We start from the raw sequence: 15587 nt of genomic DNA, 5'->3' as shown, positions 1-15587 counted from the left end.
CGGGCCGGGGACGACGAGAGCCCGCCCAGCGTGTGCTGGGCGGGCTCTCGTCGTGGTGTCGGTGTCGACTACGCGATGAACTCCGCCAGGTCGGCCTCGAGGGCCGGCTTGGGCTTGGCACCGATGACGGTCTTGACGACCTCGCCACCGCGGTAGACCTTCATGGCCGGGATCGACGTGATCTGGTACTTCATGGCGGTCTGCGGGTTGTCGTCGACGTTGAGCTTGACGATCTCGATCTTGTCGCCGTGCTCGGCCGCGATCTGGTCGAGGATCGGCGAGACGGCGCGGCAGGGGCCGCACCATTCGGCCCAGAAGTCGACGAGGATCGTCTTGTCGGAGTTGAGGACGTCGGCCTCGAAGGACGCGTCGGTCACTGCTTTGGCGCTGCTCATGGTGTTCCTTTCGTCAGGGTGATCTGGTGGAAGTCGGGAGGCGCGGGTCAGGCGACCACGGACTCGGACGTCTCGACGCCCTCGGCCGAACCGACGGTCTGCTCGGCCAGGAACGTCTGGTCGAGCGAGGCCAGGTAGTGCTCGACGTCGAGCGCCGCCACGGTGCCGGAGGCCGCGGCGGTGGCTGCCTGCCGGTAGGTGGCGTCGATCACGTCGCCTGCGGCGAAGACACCGGTCAGGTTGGTCTTCGAGCTGCGGCCCTGCACGGCGATGGTGCCGTCCGAGGTCAGGTCGACCTGGCCGTGCACGAGGTGCACGCGGGGGTCGTTACCGATCGCGATGAACAGCCCGTCGAGGTCGAGGTCGCTCGTGCTGCCGTCGACCGTGTCGGTCAGGGTGACGCCGGTGGCCTTCTCGCCGCCGAGGATCGCCGTGACCTGCTTGTCGAACAGGAACTCGATCTTGTCGTTGGCGTGCGCCCTGTCTTGCATGATCTTCGACGCGCGCAGGCTGCTCGAGCGGTGGATCACGTAGACCTTCGAGGCGAAGCGCGTGAGGAAGGTCGCTTCTTCCATGGCGGAGTCGCCGCCGCCGACGACGGCGATGGCCTTCTCCTTGAAGAAGAAGCCGTCGCAGGTGGCGCACCAGCTGACGCCGCGACCGCTCAGGCGCTCTTCGTCGGCGAGCCCGAGCTTGCGGTACGCGCTGCCCGTGGCGAAGATCACCGTGAGGCTCTCCTCGACCGTGCCGTCGCCGAGCGTGACCTTCTTGACGTCACCGGTCAGGTCGACGGCGGTCACGTCGTCGAGCAGGACCTCGGCACCGAACTTCTCGGCCTGCTCTTGCATCTTGAACATGAGCTCAGGGCCCTGGATGCCGTCGGGGAAGCCCGGGAAGTTCTCGACCTCGGTGGTCTTCATGAGCTCGCCGCCGGCCTCGACCGAACTCGCGACGATGAGGGGACGCAGACCGGCCCGGGCGGCGTAGATGCCGGCCGTGTAGCCGGCGGGGCCGGAACCGATGATGATGACCTGGCGCATGGGCACCTTCCTGGGGGAGAACTTCACGAGCGGGAAGACGATCGTCGAGCGGTGGCTCGGGCGGTCGGATCCCTCGGTCGTCTGGTGGAACGCATCCTACCGACGGGGCATTCCCTCGGCTCGGCGTGCGGGTCGGTCCGGGCCGGTCAACGGCGCAGGAGGCGCGAGACGGCCGGTGCGAGACGTGCCGTCACCGGCGTGGTCAGCACCCGCAGCTCGGGGATCCGCGCGAACCAGAGCAGCGCTCCGTAGACCAGCCCCATGACGGCGCCGGCCACGACGACCGTCAGCACACCGGGCACACGGCCGGACTGCGCGAAGCCGTCGGCCGAGAAACCCCCCAGGACGGTCACGACGACGAGGCCCACCGCGCCGGCGACGATCGAGAAGACGAAGAACTGGACGTAGCGCCGCAGAACCCAGCGGCCGTCGATGCCGCCCAGGCGTTTCTTGACCACCCACAGTGCGACGACGGCCTGGCTGGACCCGGCGATCGACGTCGTGATGGCGATGGCCATCGCGATGCGCTCCGGGGGCACCACCGCGGCCGAGACCGCCACGCCCGCCACGAAGATGCCCGACTGGACCAACTGCAGGAAGAACGGCGTGCGCTGGTCGTGCATCGAGTAGAACACCCTCTGCACGATGAAGAGCACGCTGAACAGGACGAGACCGGGCATGTACCCGAGGATCACCTCGGCCGTCCGGGTCGATCCGGCGAAGTCGACCTCGAAGAACCGGGCGAACGGGTAGGCCACGACGCACATGGCGATGGCCGCGAAGACCATGAACATTCCGATCGCCCGCAGGGACTGCGACATGTCGGTGCGGACGGCCCGCAGGTCGCCACGCGAGGCGTGGCCGCTCATGCGCGTGAAGTACGCGGTGCCGATCGACACGGCGATGATGCCGTGCGGCAGCATGAAGAGCAACCAGGCGTTCGCGAGCACAGCGTTCGAGGCACCCACCTCGCTGCCCAGGGTGGCCACGCGGCTCTGCACGAGCCCGGCCAGCTGGGTCACGAGGACCATGCCGAACAGCCAACCGGCCGCCTTGCCCGTCGCACCGAGGCCGACGCCCCGCCAGCGGAAGTCGGGGCGGAAGGTCAGGCCCGCGCGGCGCCAGAACAAGAGCAGGAAGGCCGCCTGGGCCAGGACGCCCAGGGTGGCCGTGGCCGCGATGACGAAGATGCGGTCGCCGGTCCAGACGTCGACCGCCGAGTTCTCGACGGCGCCGCCGAACATCACCATGAAGACGACCAGGCCGGCGATGGCCACGACGTTGTTGAGCACCGGTGCCCAGGTGAACGGGCCGAAGACCTGCCGGGCGTTGAGCACCTCGCTCAGCAGCGAGTACATCGCGTAGAAGAAGATCTGAGGCAGGCACCAGTAGGCGAAGGCGGTAGCCAGGGCGAGCTGGTCCGAGGTGAACCCCGCCCCGCCGTCCGAGCTCTGTTGCGCATACAGCCGGACGAGCACGGGGGCGAGCAGCGTGCCGGCCAGGCCGACGGCCGCGAAGACGATCGTGCCCAGGGTCACGATCTTGTTGATGAACCGCTGACCCCCGTCGTCCGACGTCGCCGCCCGCACGATCTGGGGCACGAGCACGGCACTGAGCAGTCCACCCGCGATCAGCGCGTAGATGTTGTTCGGCAGCTGGTTCGCGAGGGCGAACGAGTCGGCCGCCCGACTGGCCGACTGCCCGATCGCGGCGGCCAGGACGGCCGCCTTCACGAAGCCGAGGACGCGCGAGACCATCGTCCCGGACGCGAGGAGGATGCTGGCGCGACCGAGACCGCCCTGGTTGCTCACATGGACTCCTGGACGGGCGGCGGGGTGGCCGCATCGGATGACGAGCCGCTGCGGGAGGACCGGGCCTCGTCGCGGGCCCGACGGCGCTTGCGGAAGGTGCGGTACAGGCCACCCACGAACAGCGCGGCGAACGCGACGCCGAAGATCCAGGTGATGGCGGTCTCCCACCCGGCCTGCACCGAGAGGGGGATGTCGACCGGGGTCGCGATCGCCACGCCCGAGAGGCTCACCAGCTGGAGTTGCACCGAGACCGTCCCGTTGGCGACGGACTGCACGGGCACGCTCACGCGCGTCTGGGACTGCGGCTGGATGGTCACCTCGATGGGGCTGCGCTCGATCGAGAGGATCGAGTTCGACGGCGTCAGGTTCAACAGCACCGTCGCGACCGAGTCGGTCTTGTTCTCGAGGTAGAGCGGGAGCGCCGAGCGGTCGCCGAGGATCGAGATCGGAGAGCCCTGGACCACGGCCACGAGACCCGACGTCGCGGTCGCGTCGGCGACGGCCGAGGCGACCTCGGCGGGGAAGCCGTCGACGTTGTCACGCCAGGCGTGCGAAGCCAGGGCCATCGTGCGCAGTCGGGCCGACTCGGTGACGAGCTGCGGTTGGTCGAGGGCGGTCGAGAAGTCGACGACCCTCTCGTCGGCGCCCACCAGGTCGCGCAAGCGCTCGAGTCGGGCATCGCTCTCGGGACGGTCCACGACGGTCGCCGTCGACGGCGTGCTCGCCAGCGCGTCGGTCAGAGTGGCACCGCTGACCCAGGGCAGGCCGTTGAGGGCCTGGAGCGTCCGCGTGAGGAACTGCCCGGTGGACGGCCATTCGCGCTCGAGCGAGGTCAACAGGGTGCGAGCGTCGCTCGGCCGCTCGTAGGCGACGGTCGCGACGGTGGCGGAGAGCCGGGCCATCGTGGCCTGCCACTCGGCGAGGGTCGTCGCCTCGGCCGCCTGGGTGACCAGCGTCGACAGCGGGTCGTCCGAAACGACGGCCGGGACGCCACCGACCGTGACCGCGGAGTTCTCGGTCGAGTCGCCGTCGAGGTCCACGTTGCCGCTCGAGAGGATGGTCGACGTGTACGGGCCGGCGGCGAACGCCGTCAGGTCGGCGGCCACGACGGACGACTCCACGGGCCAGACGACGTCGCGCTGGGTCCAGGGGAAGTCCAGCAGCTGTGCGGTCGTCGGCAGGACGACCCCGTCGGTCGGCGTCTCGGAGGGCGTCGGTTCGTCGGTCGGCGTGTCGGTGGCCCCGCCGGTGGGGAAGGCCGAGGGATCCGAGCCCGCGACGCCCGTGTCCGAGCCGTCACCTGCCCCCGGCGCCGGTTCGGTCGGTGCCTCGGTGGGGGTGCCGGTCGGTGCCGGCATGTCTTCGAAGCGGTCGGGGTCGACCAGCGTGCCGAGCGAGGTGACGGTGGGGACGGTCGCCGCACCGGCCTGTCGCAGCCCGGCCACGTCGGCGTCGGCGTACGCCAAGGGGAACATGTCGTTCGGCAGGGCCTGCAGCTCGGCGAGCCAGTCGATGGCCGACTGCGGGGCCTCGGTGCCGAGCAGTCGGATCGACGCGACGATCATCGGGTCGACGCCGAGGGTCGCCCCCGTGCCGGCCACGGCGTCGAGCTCGCGACGGAGCACCCCGCCGTCCGAGGTGTAGGCGGCGAGGGCGGACGCGTCGAGGACGCCCGTCTCGCTCTCGGGAGTCGTGATCGGCACGGCGACGGCGACGCGGGTCGGTTGGAAGCTGTCGGCGGGGTACCAGACCACGCTGCTGCGGGTCTGGGCCACCTGGCTGCCCGACGCGTCGAGCACGCGGGCCCCGAGCGCCCGCGCACCGAAGGCGCGGCCGGCCAGCCCCAGGCGGTCGGCGGGGACCACGACGGTGTCGAGGGCGACGGACGACCCGGCCGGGACCGCCGGCACGTCGACCGCGACGAGCTGACGCCCGAGGTAGTCGTCGCCCGAGACGTCGTCGGGGTCGAGCCACGAGGCGAGCTTGCTCCGCGTGGTGAACGGCTCGCGGTCGAGGTAGATCCGGGCCGTCGTGGCCGAGAGGTCGGTGTCGCCTCCGTTCGAGACCGTGACCCCGAGGGTGAGGTCGTCGTCGGGGGCCAGCACGCCGTCGGACGCCGGTTCGACGGTCATCGAGACGCCGTCGCCCGAGGGGACGGACGCCGCGCGTGCCGACGTCGCGGGCAGCCCCGCCGACACGACGAACACCGCCAACAGGGCGGCGATCACGGCGAAGAAGAGTCTCATAGGCGTCAGGTGCCGACGGCGACAGGGGCCGTTCGAGCATGCCGAGTCTAGGCAACGCCGACCAAGAAGCAGCGGCGAAGCGCCTGCGAGGTGGGCGGACGGGGTCGCGAGGCGCCGCCGGGGACTCAGCCCGCGCCTCCTCGGCTGTGGCAAGCTGTTTCGTCATGGACAGCGTCGCACGGGCCCTGCAGCGGCTGGACGAACTGGCCGCCACCCCCCGCATCGAGAAGCTCGCCGCCGCGTTCGCCGCGGCCGGTCACGAGTTGGCCCTGGTCGGCGGTCCGGTGCGCGACGCCTTCATCGGACGCCCGGTCAACGACCTCGACTTCACGACCGACGCCGACCCCGACGAGATCCTGGCGATCGTGGTGCCACTGGCCGAGGCGCACTGGGACGTCGGTCGGGTGTTCGGCACGATCGCCGCCCGGGTCGACGGCGAGACCGTCGAGATCACGACGTACCGCAGCGACGTCTACGACGGCGAGACCCGCAAGCCCGCCGTCGAGTTCGGCGACACCCTCGAAGGCGACCTCGTCCGTCGTGACTTCACGGTCAACTCGATGGCGCTGCGCCTGCCCGAGCGCGTACTCGTCGACCCGTCCGGCGGCGTCGACGACCTGCTGCGGGCACGGCTCGCCACCCCGGGCACCGCGGTCGACTCGTTCCGTGACGACCCCCTGCGCATGATGCGGGCGGCCCGGTTCACGGCCCAGCTCGGCTTCACCGTGTCCGACGACGTGCGCGAGGCGATGACGGCGCGCGCCGAGACCCTGTCGATCGTCTCGGTGGAGCGGATCGCCGACGAGCTGTCCAAGCTGCTCAAGACCGAAACCCCTCGAGACGGTGTCCGACTGCTGGTCGACACCGGACTCGCCGACCACGTCATGCCCGAGCTCGCCGCCATGCGCCTCGAGGTCGACGAGCACCACCACCACAAAGACGTCTACGAGCACAGCCTCACCGTGCTCGATCAGGCCATCGGCTACGAGCGCGAACGGCACCCGGGCGAGGCCCCCGACCTCACCCTGCGCCTCGCGGCCCTGCTCCACGATTGCGGCAAGCCCGCCACGCGACGTCTCGAGCCCGGCGGGGTCGTCACCTTCCACCACCACGACGTGGTCGGTGCCAAGCTCGCCAAGAAGCGGTTGAAGGCGTTGCGCTTCGACAACGACACGATCGCCGCCGTGTACCGCCTGATCGAGCTGCACCTCCGATTCTTCGGCTACACCGAAGGAGCCTGGACCGATTCGGCCGTCCGCCGGTACGTCCGCGACGCCGGTGACCAGCTCGAGCGGTTGCACATGCTGACCCGTGCCGACGTCACCACGCGCAATCGGCGCAAGGCCGACCGGCTCGGTTTCGCCTACGACGACCTCGAAGCGCGGATCGCCGAGCTGCGCGAACGCGAAGAGCTCGACTCGTTGCGGCCCGACCTGAACGGCGACGAGATCCAGCGCGTCCTGGGCATCGGCCCCAGCCGCGAGGTCGGCGAGGCGTACCGCTTCCTGCTCGAGCTGCGCACCGACGAGGGGCCGCTGGGGGCCGAGGCCGCCACCGAGCGCCTGCTCGCCTGGTGGCAGGCCCGCGAGGGTGCTGGGGCGTAACCCGTCCTGCGGGTGTCGACCCGCGCCTCCTCGGCTCTTCGCGGCCTGTGGCCGCTGAGCCGGCATTGATTCAGGAGGCGCGCTCGGCTACGCTGGGAAGGTTGCGTCTGCCTCACGGCCGACGTCGCGACATGAATACCCTCCTGTCACAGACCGTCTGTGACCGTTAAGTCCGAAGGAGGTGGGTTAGTCATGCACCAGTACGAACTGATGGTCATCCTGGACCCCGAGATCGATGAGCGCACCGTCGCCCCGAGCTTGGACAAGTTCCTCAACGTCATCCGCAACGATGGCGGAACGATCGACAACGTGGACATCTGGGGACGTCGTCGCCTGGCCTACGAGATCAACAAGAAGACCGAGGGCATCTACGCCGTCGTCAACCTGACCTCGAACTCGGCCGCCACGGTCGAGCTCGACCGCCAGCTGGGTCTCTCCGAGGCCGTGCTGCGCACCAAGGTCCTGCGTGCCGAAGAGGCGATCGCCATGGTCGCCGCCGCCAAGAAGGTCAGCGACGAGAAGGCCGCCCGCAAGGCCGCCAACGCCGCTGCCGCTCCGGCTGCTCCCGCCGCCGAGAAGGCTGCCGAGTAGTCCGATGGCAGGCGAGACCGTCATCACAGTGGTGGGAAACCTCACCAGTGACCCCGAGCTGCGCTACACGCAGAACGGGCTCGCGGTCGCGAACTTCACCATCGCGTCGACCCCCCGCACGTTCGACCGCGCGTCGAACGAGTGGAAGGACGGCGAGGCGCTCTTCCTCCGTGCCAGCGTGTGGCGTGAGTTCGGCGAGCACGTGGCCAGCAGCCTCACCAAGGGCAGCCGGGTCATCGCTCAGGGCCGCCTCAAGCAGCGCTCGTACGAGACCAAAGAGGGCGAGAAGCGCACCAGCATGGAGCTCGAGATCGACGAGATCGGCCCCTCGCTGCGTTACGCGACCGCTCAGGTGACCCGCGCCTCCTCGTCCCGCGACGGCGCTGCCGGTGGCGGCTCCTTCGGGGGCGGCAACGGCGGCGGCAACCGTGGTGGCCAGCCGGCCCAGGTCGGCGGCGGTCAGGCGCAAGAGCCGTGGGGTCAGCCCGCCGGTGGCCAGCAGGGTGGCAACACCTCTGGTGGCGACGTGTGGAACACCCCCGGTGGCAACGGCACCTACAACGACGAGACGCCTTTCTAGGGCTCAGAGCCCTCCTAGGCGTCACCGTTCCCTTTTAGTACTTCCTTCTTCATCGAAAGTAGAAACCAATGGCTGGAAAGAGCAGCGGCGACCGCCGCAAGCCCCTCCGCGGTAAGGGCGGCAAGAACGCCGCTCCCGCGAAGTCGATCCGCGTCGGTGTCATCGACTACAAAGACGTCGCGACCCTGCGCAAGTTCATCTCGGAGCGTGGAAAGATCCGCGCCCGTCGCATCACCGGCGTCTCCGTCCAGGAGCAGCGCCTCATCGCCCGTGCCGTGAAGAACGCCCGTGAGATGGCGCTCCTCCCCTACGCCGGCTCCGGCCGCTGATCGGAAGGACCACCATGTCGAAGGTAATCCTGACCCACGAGGTCTCCGGCCTCGGTTCCGCCGGTGACGTCGTCGACGTCAAGAACGGCTACGCCCGCAACTACCTGGTGCCCCAGGGCTTCGCCGTGGCGTGGAGCCGCGGTGGCGAGAAGCAGGTCGCTCAGATCCGTACGGCCCGCGAGACCCGCGAGCTCAAGACGATCGAAGAGGCCCACGACCTCAAGCAGCGCCTCGAGGCCCAGAAGATCCGTCTCACGGTGAAGACCGGTGCCGACGGCCGTCTGTTCGGCTCGGTTCGCCCGGCCGACGTCGCCGACGCCGTGACCGCCCAGGGCGTCGCGACGATCGACAAGCGCAAGGTCGAGATCCCCACCACCATCAAGGTGACGGGTGAGCACGAAGCCACGCTCCGCCTGCGCGAGGACGTCATCGCGACGATCACGCTGACGGTCGTCTCGGCCAAGTAGCACCCGGGCGCCTCGGCGCCTGCTGTACGCGAGAGCGGCGGTTCCCCTCGGGGGCCGCCGCTCTTCTGCGTGCCGGGGGCGGGTCGCGATGAACCCCGTTCCGGACAATGAACCCCGTTGCAACAGGGTTCATTGTCCGGAACGGGGTTCATGGGCCGGCAGTCGAGGGACGGGGCGAGGGCGCGCCTCCTCCAGGCCTCGCGTTGACAGGGCCGGGCCGGTCGTCTACTGTCGTGGAATCGGTTCCATGGAATCGATTCCACGCAAGGCCGACCAGGCCCGTGACCCGCACCACTACGACGAGGTAGAGCCCGATGAACACCGTGACGATCAGGGACGTGGCGCAGCGCGCCGGCGTCTCGGCCGCGACGGCCTCCCGTGTTCTGTCGGGCAACCCGGCCACCTCGGCCGAGTCCAGGGCCCAGGTCGAACAGGCCGTGCGCGAGCTCGACTTCCGGCCGAACGCGCAGGCCAGGGCACTCCGCTCGACCCGGTCCGACACGGTCGGACTGCTCGTCTCCGACGTCCGCAACCCGTTCTTCGCCGACCTCGCCCACACCATCGAGCAGTCCCTGCTCGAGCTCGGCTACGTCACCCTGCTCGGCAACGCCAACGAGAACCGCGAGCAGCAGGACCGCTACCTCGACACCCTCATCTCGCGTCGTGTCGACGGCGTCATCGTCGCCCCGCAGGGCACCGACTCGGCCAGCATCGACTCGCTGCTCGCCCGCGAGGTGCCGACGGTGTTCGTCGACCGCACGATCCCCGGCGTCGACGTGCCGAGCGTGACGACCGACAGCCTCCCCGGCATCCGGGCCGCCGTGCAGCACCTCGTCGACCTCGGCCACGAGCGCGTCGGCTACATTGCGGGGCCGCAGAGCGTGTCCACCGGGCGCGAACGACTCGAGGCGTGGACGGCCGCCGTCGCAGAGCTGGGCCTCAGCACCGACCCCGACCTGGTCTACGTCGGCGACTTCCAGTCGGCCAGCGGCTCGGCCGCCGTGCACGCCCTGTTCGAGCTCGACGAGCCGCCGACCGCTCTGCTCGCGGCCGACAGCCTCATGGCCGTCGGCGCCATCGCCATGCTCAACCGACTCGGCAAGCGCATGGGGACCGACGTCTCGGTGATCGCCTTCGACGACATCGAGTGGTTCTCGCTGCTCGACCCGGCTCTGACCGTCATCGCGCACAGCGTCGAGGAGATGGGCCGCATCGCCGTCCAGCTGTTGCACGAGGTCATCGACGGACGCACGCCCGACTCGGTCGTCCTGCCGAGCGAACTGATCGTGCGCGAGTCGACGACCCGCGCCTCCGGCGGTGACGCGGCCCGCGCCTCCTCGAGCGAGGCGACCCGCGCCTCCTCGTCCCCGACAGACCCCACCCGACCCCGACCCCTCGGCAGGAACTGACCCATGCCCCACTCGATCGACGACGATCGCCCCCTGCTCACGCTCGAGAACGTCAGCAAGTCGTTCGGCCCCGTGCGGGTCATCGACGACGTCACCGTGCACGTCCGACCCGGCCGCGTGCAGGTGCTGCTCGGTGAGAACGGCGCCGGCAAGTCCACGCTGATCAAGATGATGTCGGGCGTGTACCAGCCCGACGCCGGACGCGTGCTGGTCGACGGCGAGGCCGTCCACCTGCCCAACACGCACGCCGCCGAGAAGCTCGGCATCGCGACGATCCACCAAGAGCTCAACCTCGTCGCCTCGCTCAGCGTCGCCGAGAACGTGATGATGGGGCGGTTCCCGACGCGATTCGGACTCGTCGACCGCGCAGAGCTCAAGAAGCGCGCCCGCGCGGCCCTCGACCTGATCGGGCTCGACGTCGACGTCGACCAGAAGGTCGGCGAGCTCGGCATCGCCCGCCAGCAGCTGGTCGAGATCGCGAAGGCGCTGAGCATCGACGCGCGCATCCTTATCCTCGACGAGCCGACCGCGGCGCTGACCCGGCACGAGACCGAGATCCTGTTCCGTGTCGTCGGGCAGCTGCGAGCCCGCGGTGTCGGCATGCTGTTCATCAGCCACCACCTCGACGAGATCGCCGAGATCGGCGACACCGTGGCCGTGCTGCGTGACGGCGCGTTCGTCGCCGAGGTGCCCGCATCGACCGGCGAGGACGAACTCGTCCGCCTGATGGTCGGCCGCGACATCGAGCACCAGTACCCGCGCACCCCCGGCAGCGAGGCCCACTCCCCCGTCGTACTCGAGGTCCGCGGGCTCACCTCGAAGACGTTCCGCGACGTCTCGTTCGAGGTGCGGGCGGGCGAGGTGCTCGGCATCGCCGGACTCGTCGGCGCCGGTCGCACCGAGGTCGTCCGCGCGATCGCCGGGGTCGACAAGTACGACTCGGGCAGCGTGACCGTGCGTGGCAAGCGCCTGAAGAAGGGCGACGTCGCCGGGGCCATCGCCGCAGGCGTCGGCCACGTCCCCGAAGACCGGAAGGCCCAGGGGCTCGTGCTGGGCGCCTCGGTCAACGACAACCTGGGCTACGCGACGCTCGCCAGCAGTGCGAAGGCCGGACTGGTCGACTTCGCCGGCCAGCGTGCCAAGGCGGACGAGGTCGCCTCGACCCTGCGTATCCGCATGCGCGACATCGACCAAGAGATCGGTTCGCTGTCGGGCGGCAACCAGCAGAAGGCCGTGTTCGGTCGCTGGATCATCGCCGGCTCGTCCGTGCTGCTGCTCGACGAGCCGACCCGTGGCGTCGACGTCGGCGCGAAGGTCGAGATCTACGAGCTGGTCAACCGCATCACCGACGCAGGAGGCGCGGTCGTGATGGTCAGCAGCGAACTGCCCGAGGTGATGGGCATGAGCGACCGCATCCTCGTGATGCGCGACGGGGTCGTCGCCGGCGAGGTCGCCGCGGCCGACGCCACCCAAGACACCCTGATGACGCTCGCGGCGCGCGACGTCCCCCCGACGAACTGACCCGAGAAGCACGGACCCGAGGACGACACCCATGACCACCACCACCGTGAAGGCGCAGCGACGCTCCTTCGACATCAAGACCTTCCTGGCCGCGAACGGGGCCCTCGTCGGGCTCGTCGTGCTGTGCCTGGCCCTCTTCATCGCGACCCCGGACTTCTTGACCGGCCGCAACCTGCTGAACATCGGCATCCAGGTGTCGACCGTGGCCGTGCTCGCGTTCGGCATGACCTTCGTCATCGTCGCGGGCGGCATCGACCTCTCGGTCGGTTCGGTCGCCGCGCTGTCGGCGATGGTCTCGGGCTGGTTCTTCGCCACGGCGGGGCTGCCCGGCGGTCTGGCGCTCGCGCTCGGCCTCGGCACGGGCCTCGTGGCCGGCCTCGTCAACGGGTTCGCCAGCGCGTACGGCAAGCTGCCGTCGTTCATCGCGACGCTCGCCATGCTCAGCGTGGCGCGCGGCCTGACCCTCGTCGTCTCGGACGGGCGCCCGATCGCGACTCCCCCGGCCGTCTCGTTCCTCGGTGGCAGCATCGGGCCGGTTCCCGTGCCGATCATCGTTCTCGTGCTGGCCGCGATCGTCGCGTCGTTCATCCTCAACCGCACCGTCATCGGTCGGTCGATGTACGCCGTCGGCGGCAACGCCGAGGCCGCGCGCCTCTCGGGTCTGCCGGTCAAGCGCATCGTCGTCACGGTCTTCGGCCTGGCCGGGCTGTTCGCGGCCCTGGCCGGACTGCTGCTCGCCGGACGCCTGGACTCGGCCCAGCCGCAGGCGGCCTCGGGCTACGAGCTCGACGCCATCGCCGCGGTGGTCATCGGCGGCGCGAGCCTGGCCGGCGGCGTCGGCCGCATCTCGGGCACGATCATCGGCGCCCTCGTGCTCGTCGTCATCCGCAACGGCCTCAACCTGCTGAACGTCACGTCGTTCTGGCAGCAGGTCGTCATCGGCCTCGTCATCGCCCTCGCCGTGGGCGTCGACGTGCTGCGGCGCAAGACGCGCAGCAGCTAGGTCGCACCGACAGCCTCCGAGCCGAGGAGGCGCGGTGCGGCCCGGACGGGCGGCGTCGCGTCTCGGCGGAGCGGCGGCAGCTGCGGGGCCCGGCCCTGGGGCTGCGGCGCAGCCCACGGCGACGGGCGGTCACCAGCCGACCCGCGCCTCCTCGTTCTCCCGTGAATCACCCAACCCACCCCAACCCGAAGGACACACGATGAAGTTGACCTCGTTCCGCAAGGCCGCCACCGTCACGGCGATCGCCGCCCTGGTCGCGACCGGCACCGCCGGCTGCAACCGCACCCCCGCCGGAGAGGCGGACCGCCCCACGGTGGTCCTGTCGCTCAGCACCCTGAACAACCCGTTCTTCGTCGAGCTGCGTGACGGCGCGACCGCCGAGGCGAAGAAGCAGAACGTCGACCTCGAGATCGTCGACGCCCAGAACGACTCGGCCACCCAGGCCAACCAGCTGGCGACCGCGGCCTCGACCGCCGACGCCGTCATCTTGAACGCCGTGGACAGCGACGCCGCCGGCCCCGCTGCCGCCGCGCTGAACGACGCGAACGTGCCGATCGTGGCCGTGGACCGCGCCGTGAACGGTGCCGACGTCGCCTCGTTCGTCGCGAGCGACAACGTCGCCGGTGGTGAGCAGGCCGCCAAGGCCCTCGCCGAGGCGATCGGTGAGAAGGGCGAGGTCATCGTGCTGCAGGGTGTCGCGGGCACCTCGGCCAGCCGCGACCGCGGTGAGGGCTTCACCAAGGGCATCTCGGCCTACCCGGACATCACCGTCGTCGCGCAGCAGACCGCGAACTTCGACCGCGCCACCGCGCTCGACGTGACCACCAACCTGCTGCAGGCGCACCCGAACGCCGTGGGCGTCTTCGCCGAGAACGACGAGATGGGCCTCGGAGCGATCCAGGCGCTCGGCTCGCGCGCCGGCAGCGACGTCAAGGTCGCCGCGTTCGACGGCACCGAGGACGGCCTCAAGGCCATCGAGGCCGGTACGCTCTCGAGCACGATCGCGCAGCAGCCCGCCGAGCTCGGCGCCCTCGCGGTCGACCAGGCGGTCAAGGCCGTCAAGGGTGGCAGCGGCGACGACGGCCCCTCGGACCAGGCCGTCGAGGTCATCACCGTCACGAAGGAGAACGTGGGTGACTTCACCGAATGACCGGTTCTGAATCGCAGGGTGCCGGCGGGGTCGGCTCGGCCGGCACGGTCGTCGTGGTCGGGTCGATCAACGTCGACCAGGTCGTGACCGTCGACCGCCTCCCCCTGCCCGGAGAGACGCTGATCGGCTCGTCGATGACCCTCTCCCCCGGCGGCAAGGGCGCCAACCAGGCCGTCGCCGCCGCCCACCGCGGCGCCCGCACCGTGATGATCGGTGCGGTCGGCGACGACGGACGTGCCGACGACGCCCTGCCCCACCTCCGCTCGAGCGGTGTCGACGTCAGCGGCGTCGCCACCGTACCCGGGCCCACCGGCCTGGCGATCGTCAGCGTCGGGGGCGACAGCGAGAACACGATCGTCGTCGTCCCCGGGGCGAACGGCGCCGTCGGGGCTTCGGCGGTCGGGTCGCACTCGGCCGTGCTGGCCGAGGCTGCGGTCGTCGTGCTGCAGGGAGAGATCCCCGTGGACGGCATCGCCGCCGCGGTGCAGCACGCCGGCGGTCGCGTGGTGTTCAACCTCGCACCCGTGATCGACGTGCCGTCGGACGTGGTCAAGGCCGCGGATCCGCTGGTCGTGAACGAGCACGAGGGTCGGCTGCTGCTGGCCGCGTGGGGCGGTTCCGCCTCCGGGGCTGCGGGCGCGGTGTCGGCTTCTGCGTCGGCGTCGGCGTCGGTGTCGTCTTCGGCTTCGGACGAGGAGGCGCGGGTCGACGACGAGTCGGTCGTCGCCTCCCTGCGCGCCCAGGGGGTCACCTCGGTCGTCATGACCCGTGGTGCCGCCGGGGCGATCGTCTCCGACGCCTCGGGCACCGTTCTGGTGGCCTCGCCTCGCGTCGCGGCGGTCGACTCCTCCGGGGCAGGGGACGCCTTCGTCGGCGCTCTGGCCGCCGGGTTGGCCGCCGGGGCGTCGCTGGTCGAGGCCGCCCGGGACGCCGTGCGCGTCGGGGCGTTCTCGGTGACGGGTGTGGGCACGCAGGCGTCGTACCCGACGCTGGACGACGAGCTGCCTGCCGCTGCTGCTGCCGGGGTGACCTCGTGAAGCGCGGCGGGCTGCTCAACGCGCAGCTGAACCACGCCGTCAGCGGTCTCGGGCACGGCGACCTGGTCGTCGTCGCGGATTGCGGCCTGCCCCTGCCGGCCGGGGTCCCCGTGGTCGACCTCGCCGTCGTCCACGGTCTGCCCGCCTTCGCCGACGTGCTGGACGCGCTGACCACCGACGTGGTGTTCGAGGCCTGCACGGCCGCGGACGAGAGCCACGACTCCCCCGCCGGTGACTGGATCACGTCCCGCTTCGACGACGTGGCGTACGTGTCGCACGACGAGCTGAAGCGGCTGTCGGGTGGGGCGCGCCTCCTCGTCCGGACGGGCGAGGCGACGCCGTACGCGAACGTGGTCCTGCGCTGCGGCGTTCCCTTCTGAGGCAGCTGGCCCCGCGAACCACAG

The 15587-nt window shown here is 70.5% G+C and carries 15 protein-coding genes; 11 read left to right on the top strand and 4 right to left on the bottom strand.

Annotated elements, in window-relative coordinates; translation table 11 throughout:
• Positions 1–68: 68 nt before the first annotated feature.
• The 4 genes from trxA to HRF36_RS07060 form a co-directional block, all read right to left on the bottom strand.
• Positions 69–395 carry a thioredoxin gene (trxA, locus tag HRF36_RS07075; protein WP_043595317.1) on the bottom strand — a complete coding sequence of 109 codons (327 nt, stop codon included), beginning with the start codon at positions 393–395 and terminating at the stop codon, positions 69–71.
• A 47-nt stretch (positions 396–442) separates the two neighbouring features.
• A complete protein-coding gene (gene trxB, locus HRF36_RS07070; RefSeq protein WP_173208432.1) occupies positions 443–1435 on the bottom strand; it encodes a thioredoxin-disulfide reductase in 993 nt (330 codons plus the stop codon).
• 146 nt (positions 1436–1581) lie between these two features.
• Positions 1582–3246 carry a murein biosynthesis integral membrane protein MurJ gene (gene murJ, locus HRF36_RS07065; RefSeq protein WP_371740067.1) on the bottom strand — a complete coding sequence of 555 codons (1665 nt, stop codon included), beginning with the start codon at positions 3244–3246 and terminating at the stop codon, positions 1582–1584.
• Positions 3243–5492 carry a DUF6049 family protein gene (locus HRF36_RS07060; protein WP_173208430.1) on the bottom strand — a complete coding sequence of 750 codons (2250 nt, stop codon included), beginning with the start codon at positions 5490–5492 and terminating at the stop codon, positions 3243–3245. Before HRF36_RS07060 ends, murJ begins: the two co-directional genes overlap by 4 nt.
• A 164-nt stretch (positions 5493–5656) precedes the next feature.
• Between HRF36_RS07060 and HRF36_RS07055 the strand changes: the two genes are divergently transcribed.
• The 11 genes from HRF36_RS07055 to rbsD all read left to right on the top strand — a co-directional run bounded on the left by HRF36_RS07055 (position 5657) and on the right by rbsD (position 15563).
• A complete protein-coding gene (locus HRF36_RS07055) occupies positions 5657–7096 on the top strand; it encodes a CCA tRNA nucleotidyltransferase (RefSeq protein WP_173208427.1) in 1440 nt (479 codons plus the stop codon).
• Positions 7097–7288: 192 nt separating this feature from the next.
• The gene (gene rpsF, locus HRF36_RS07050) at positions 7289–7687 is read left to right on the top strand and encodes a 30S ribosomal protein S6 (protein ID WP_054145729.1); all 399 of its coding nucleotides are present in this window, start codon (positions 7289–7291) and stop codon (positions 7685–7687) included.
• A gap of 4 nt (positions 7688–7691) precedes the next feature.
• The gene (locus tag HRF36_RS07045) at positions 7692–8267 is read left to right on the top strand and encodes a single-stranded DNA-binding protein (RefSeq protein ID WP_123519826.1); all 576 of its coding nucleotides are present in this window, start codon (positions 7692–7694) and stop codon (positions 8265–8267) included.
• A gap of 68 nt (positions 8268–8335) precedes the next feature.
• On the top strand, positions 8336–8596 hold the full coding sequence (rpsR, locus tag HRF36_RS07040) for a 30S ribosomal protein S18 (RefSeq protein WP_043595327.1): 261 nt from the start codon (positions 8336–8338) through the stop codon (positions 8594–8596).
• Between the two features lie 14 nt (positions 8597–8610).
• Positions 8611–9063: a 50S ribosomal protein L9 gene (gene rplI / locus HRF36_RS07035; protein WP_043595329.1), complete on the top strand. Its 453-nt coding sequence runs from the start codon at positions 8611–8613 to the stop codon at positions 9061–9063.
• A 314-nt stretch (positions 9064–9377) separates the two neighbouring features.
• On the top strand, positions 9378–10472 hold the full coding sequence (locus HRF36_RS07030) for a LacI family DNA-binding transcriptional regulator (RefSeq protein ID WP_217271081.1): 1095 nt from the start codon (positions 9378–9380) through the stop codon (positions 10470–10472).
• 3 nt (positions 10473–10475) lie between these two features.
• The gene (locus HRF36_RS07025; RefSeq protein WP_173208424.1) at positions 10476–11993 is read left to right on the top strand and encodes a sugar ABC transporter ATP-binding protein; all 1518 of its coding nucleotides are present in this window, start codon (positions 10476–10478) and stop codon (positions 11991–11993) included.
• Between the two features lie 31 nt (positions 11994–12024).
• The gene (locus HRF36_RS07020) at positions 12025–12996 is read left to right on the top strand and encodes an ABC transporter permease (RefSeq protein WP_173208421.1); all 972 of its coding nucleotides are present in this window, start codon (positions 12025–12027) and stop codon (positions 12994–12996) included.
• Between the two features lie 199 nt (positions 12997–13195).
• A complete protein-coding gene (locus tag HRF36_RS07015) occupies positions 13196–14146 on the top strand; it encodes a substrate-binding domain-containing protein (protein WP_173208418.1) in 951 nt (316 codons plus the stop codon).
• Positions 14143–15183 (top strand): ribokinase, encoded by a 1041-nt coding sequence (locus HRF36_RS07010; protein WP_173208415.1) that lies wholly within the window; start codon positions 14143–14145, stop codon positions 15181–15183. The genes HRF36_RS07015 and HRF36_RS07010 overlap by 4 nt, the downstream gene beginning before the upstream one ends.
• Positions 15180–15563, top strand: coding sequence for a D-ribose pyranase (gene rbsD / locus HRF36_RS07005; RefSeq protein ID WP_173208412.1), 384 nt, complete (start codon positions 15180–15182; stop codon positions 15561–15563). Before HRF36_RS07010 ends, rbsD begins: the two co-directional genes overlap by 4 nt.
• The last annotated feature ends 24 nt before the right edge of the window (positions 15564–15587 follow it).

This window comes from Frigoribacterium sp. VKM Ac-2836 (genome assembly GCF_013248995.1).
Lineage (GTDB): Bacteria > Actinomycetota > Actinomycetes > Actinomycetales > Microbacteriaceae > Frigoribacterium.
This window is presented reverse-complemented; position numbering and strand designations above follow the sequence as displayed.

Bases quoted from the DNA above. Each gene is read 5' to 3' on its own strand.
- HRF36_RS07020 (WP_173208421.1), top strand. From the start codon at position 12,025: ATGACCACCACCACCGTGAAGGCGCAGCGACGCTCCTTCGACATCAAG.
- trxB (WP_173208432.1), bottom strand. From the start codon at position 1,435: ATGCGCCAGGTCATCATCATCGGTTCCGGCCCCGCCGGCTACACGGCC.
- HRF36_RS07010 (WP_173208415.1), top strand. From the start codon at position 14,143: ATGACCGGTTCTGAATCGCAGGGTGCCGGCGGGGTCGGCTCGGCCGGC.
- HRF36_RS07030 (WP_217271081.1), top strand. From the start codon at position 9,378: ATGAACACCGTGACGATCAGGGACGTGGCGCAGCGCGCCGGCGTCTCG.
- HRF36_RS07055 (WP_173208427.1), top strand. From the start codon at position 5,657: ATGGACAGCGTCGCACGGGCCCTGCAGCGGCTGGACGAACTGGCCGCC.
- HRF36_RS07025 (WP_173208424.1), top strand. From the start codon at position 10,476: ATGCCCCACTCGATCGACGACGATCGCCCCCTGCTCACGCTCGAGAAC.
- rpsR (WP_043595327.1), top strand. From the start codon at position 8,336: ATGGCTGGAAAGAGCAGCGGCGACCGCCGCAAGCCCCTCCGCGGTAAG.
- rplI (WP_043595329.1), top strand. From the start codon at position 8,611: ATGTCGAAGGTAATCCTGACCCACGAGGTCTCCGGCCTCGGTTCCGCC.
- HRF36_RS07045 (WP_123519826.1), top strand. From the start codon at position 7,692: ATGGCAGGCGAGACCGTCATCACAGTGGTGGGAAACCTCACCAGTGAC.
- HRF36_RS07060 (WP_173208430.1), bottom strand. From the start codon at position 5,492: ATGAGACTCTTCTTCGCCGTGATCGCCGCCCTGTTGGCGGTGTTCGTC.
- trxA (WP_043595317.1), bottom strand. From the start codon at position 395: ATGAGCAGCGCCAAAGCAGTGACCGACGCGTCCTTCGAGGCCGACGTC.
- HRF36_RS07015 (WP_173208418.1), top strand. From the start codon at position 13,196: ATGAAGTTGACCTCGTTCCGCAAGGCCGCCACCGTCACGGCGATCGCC.
- rpsF (WP_054145729.1), top strand. From the start codon at position 7,289: ATGCACCAGTACGAACTGATGGTCATCCTGGACCCCGAGATCGATGAG.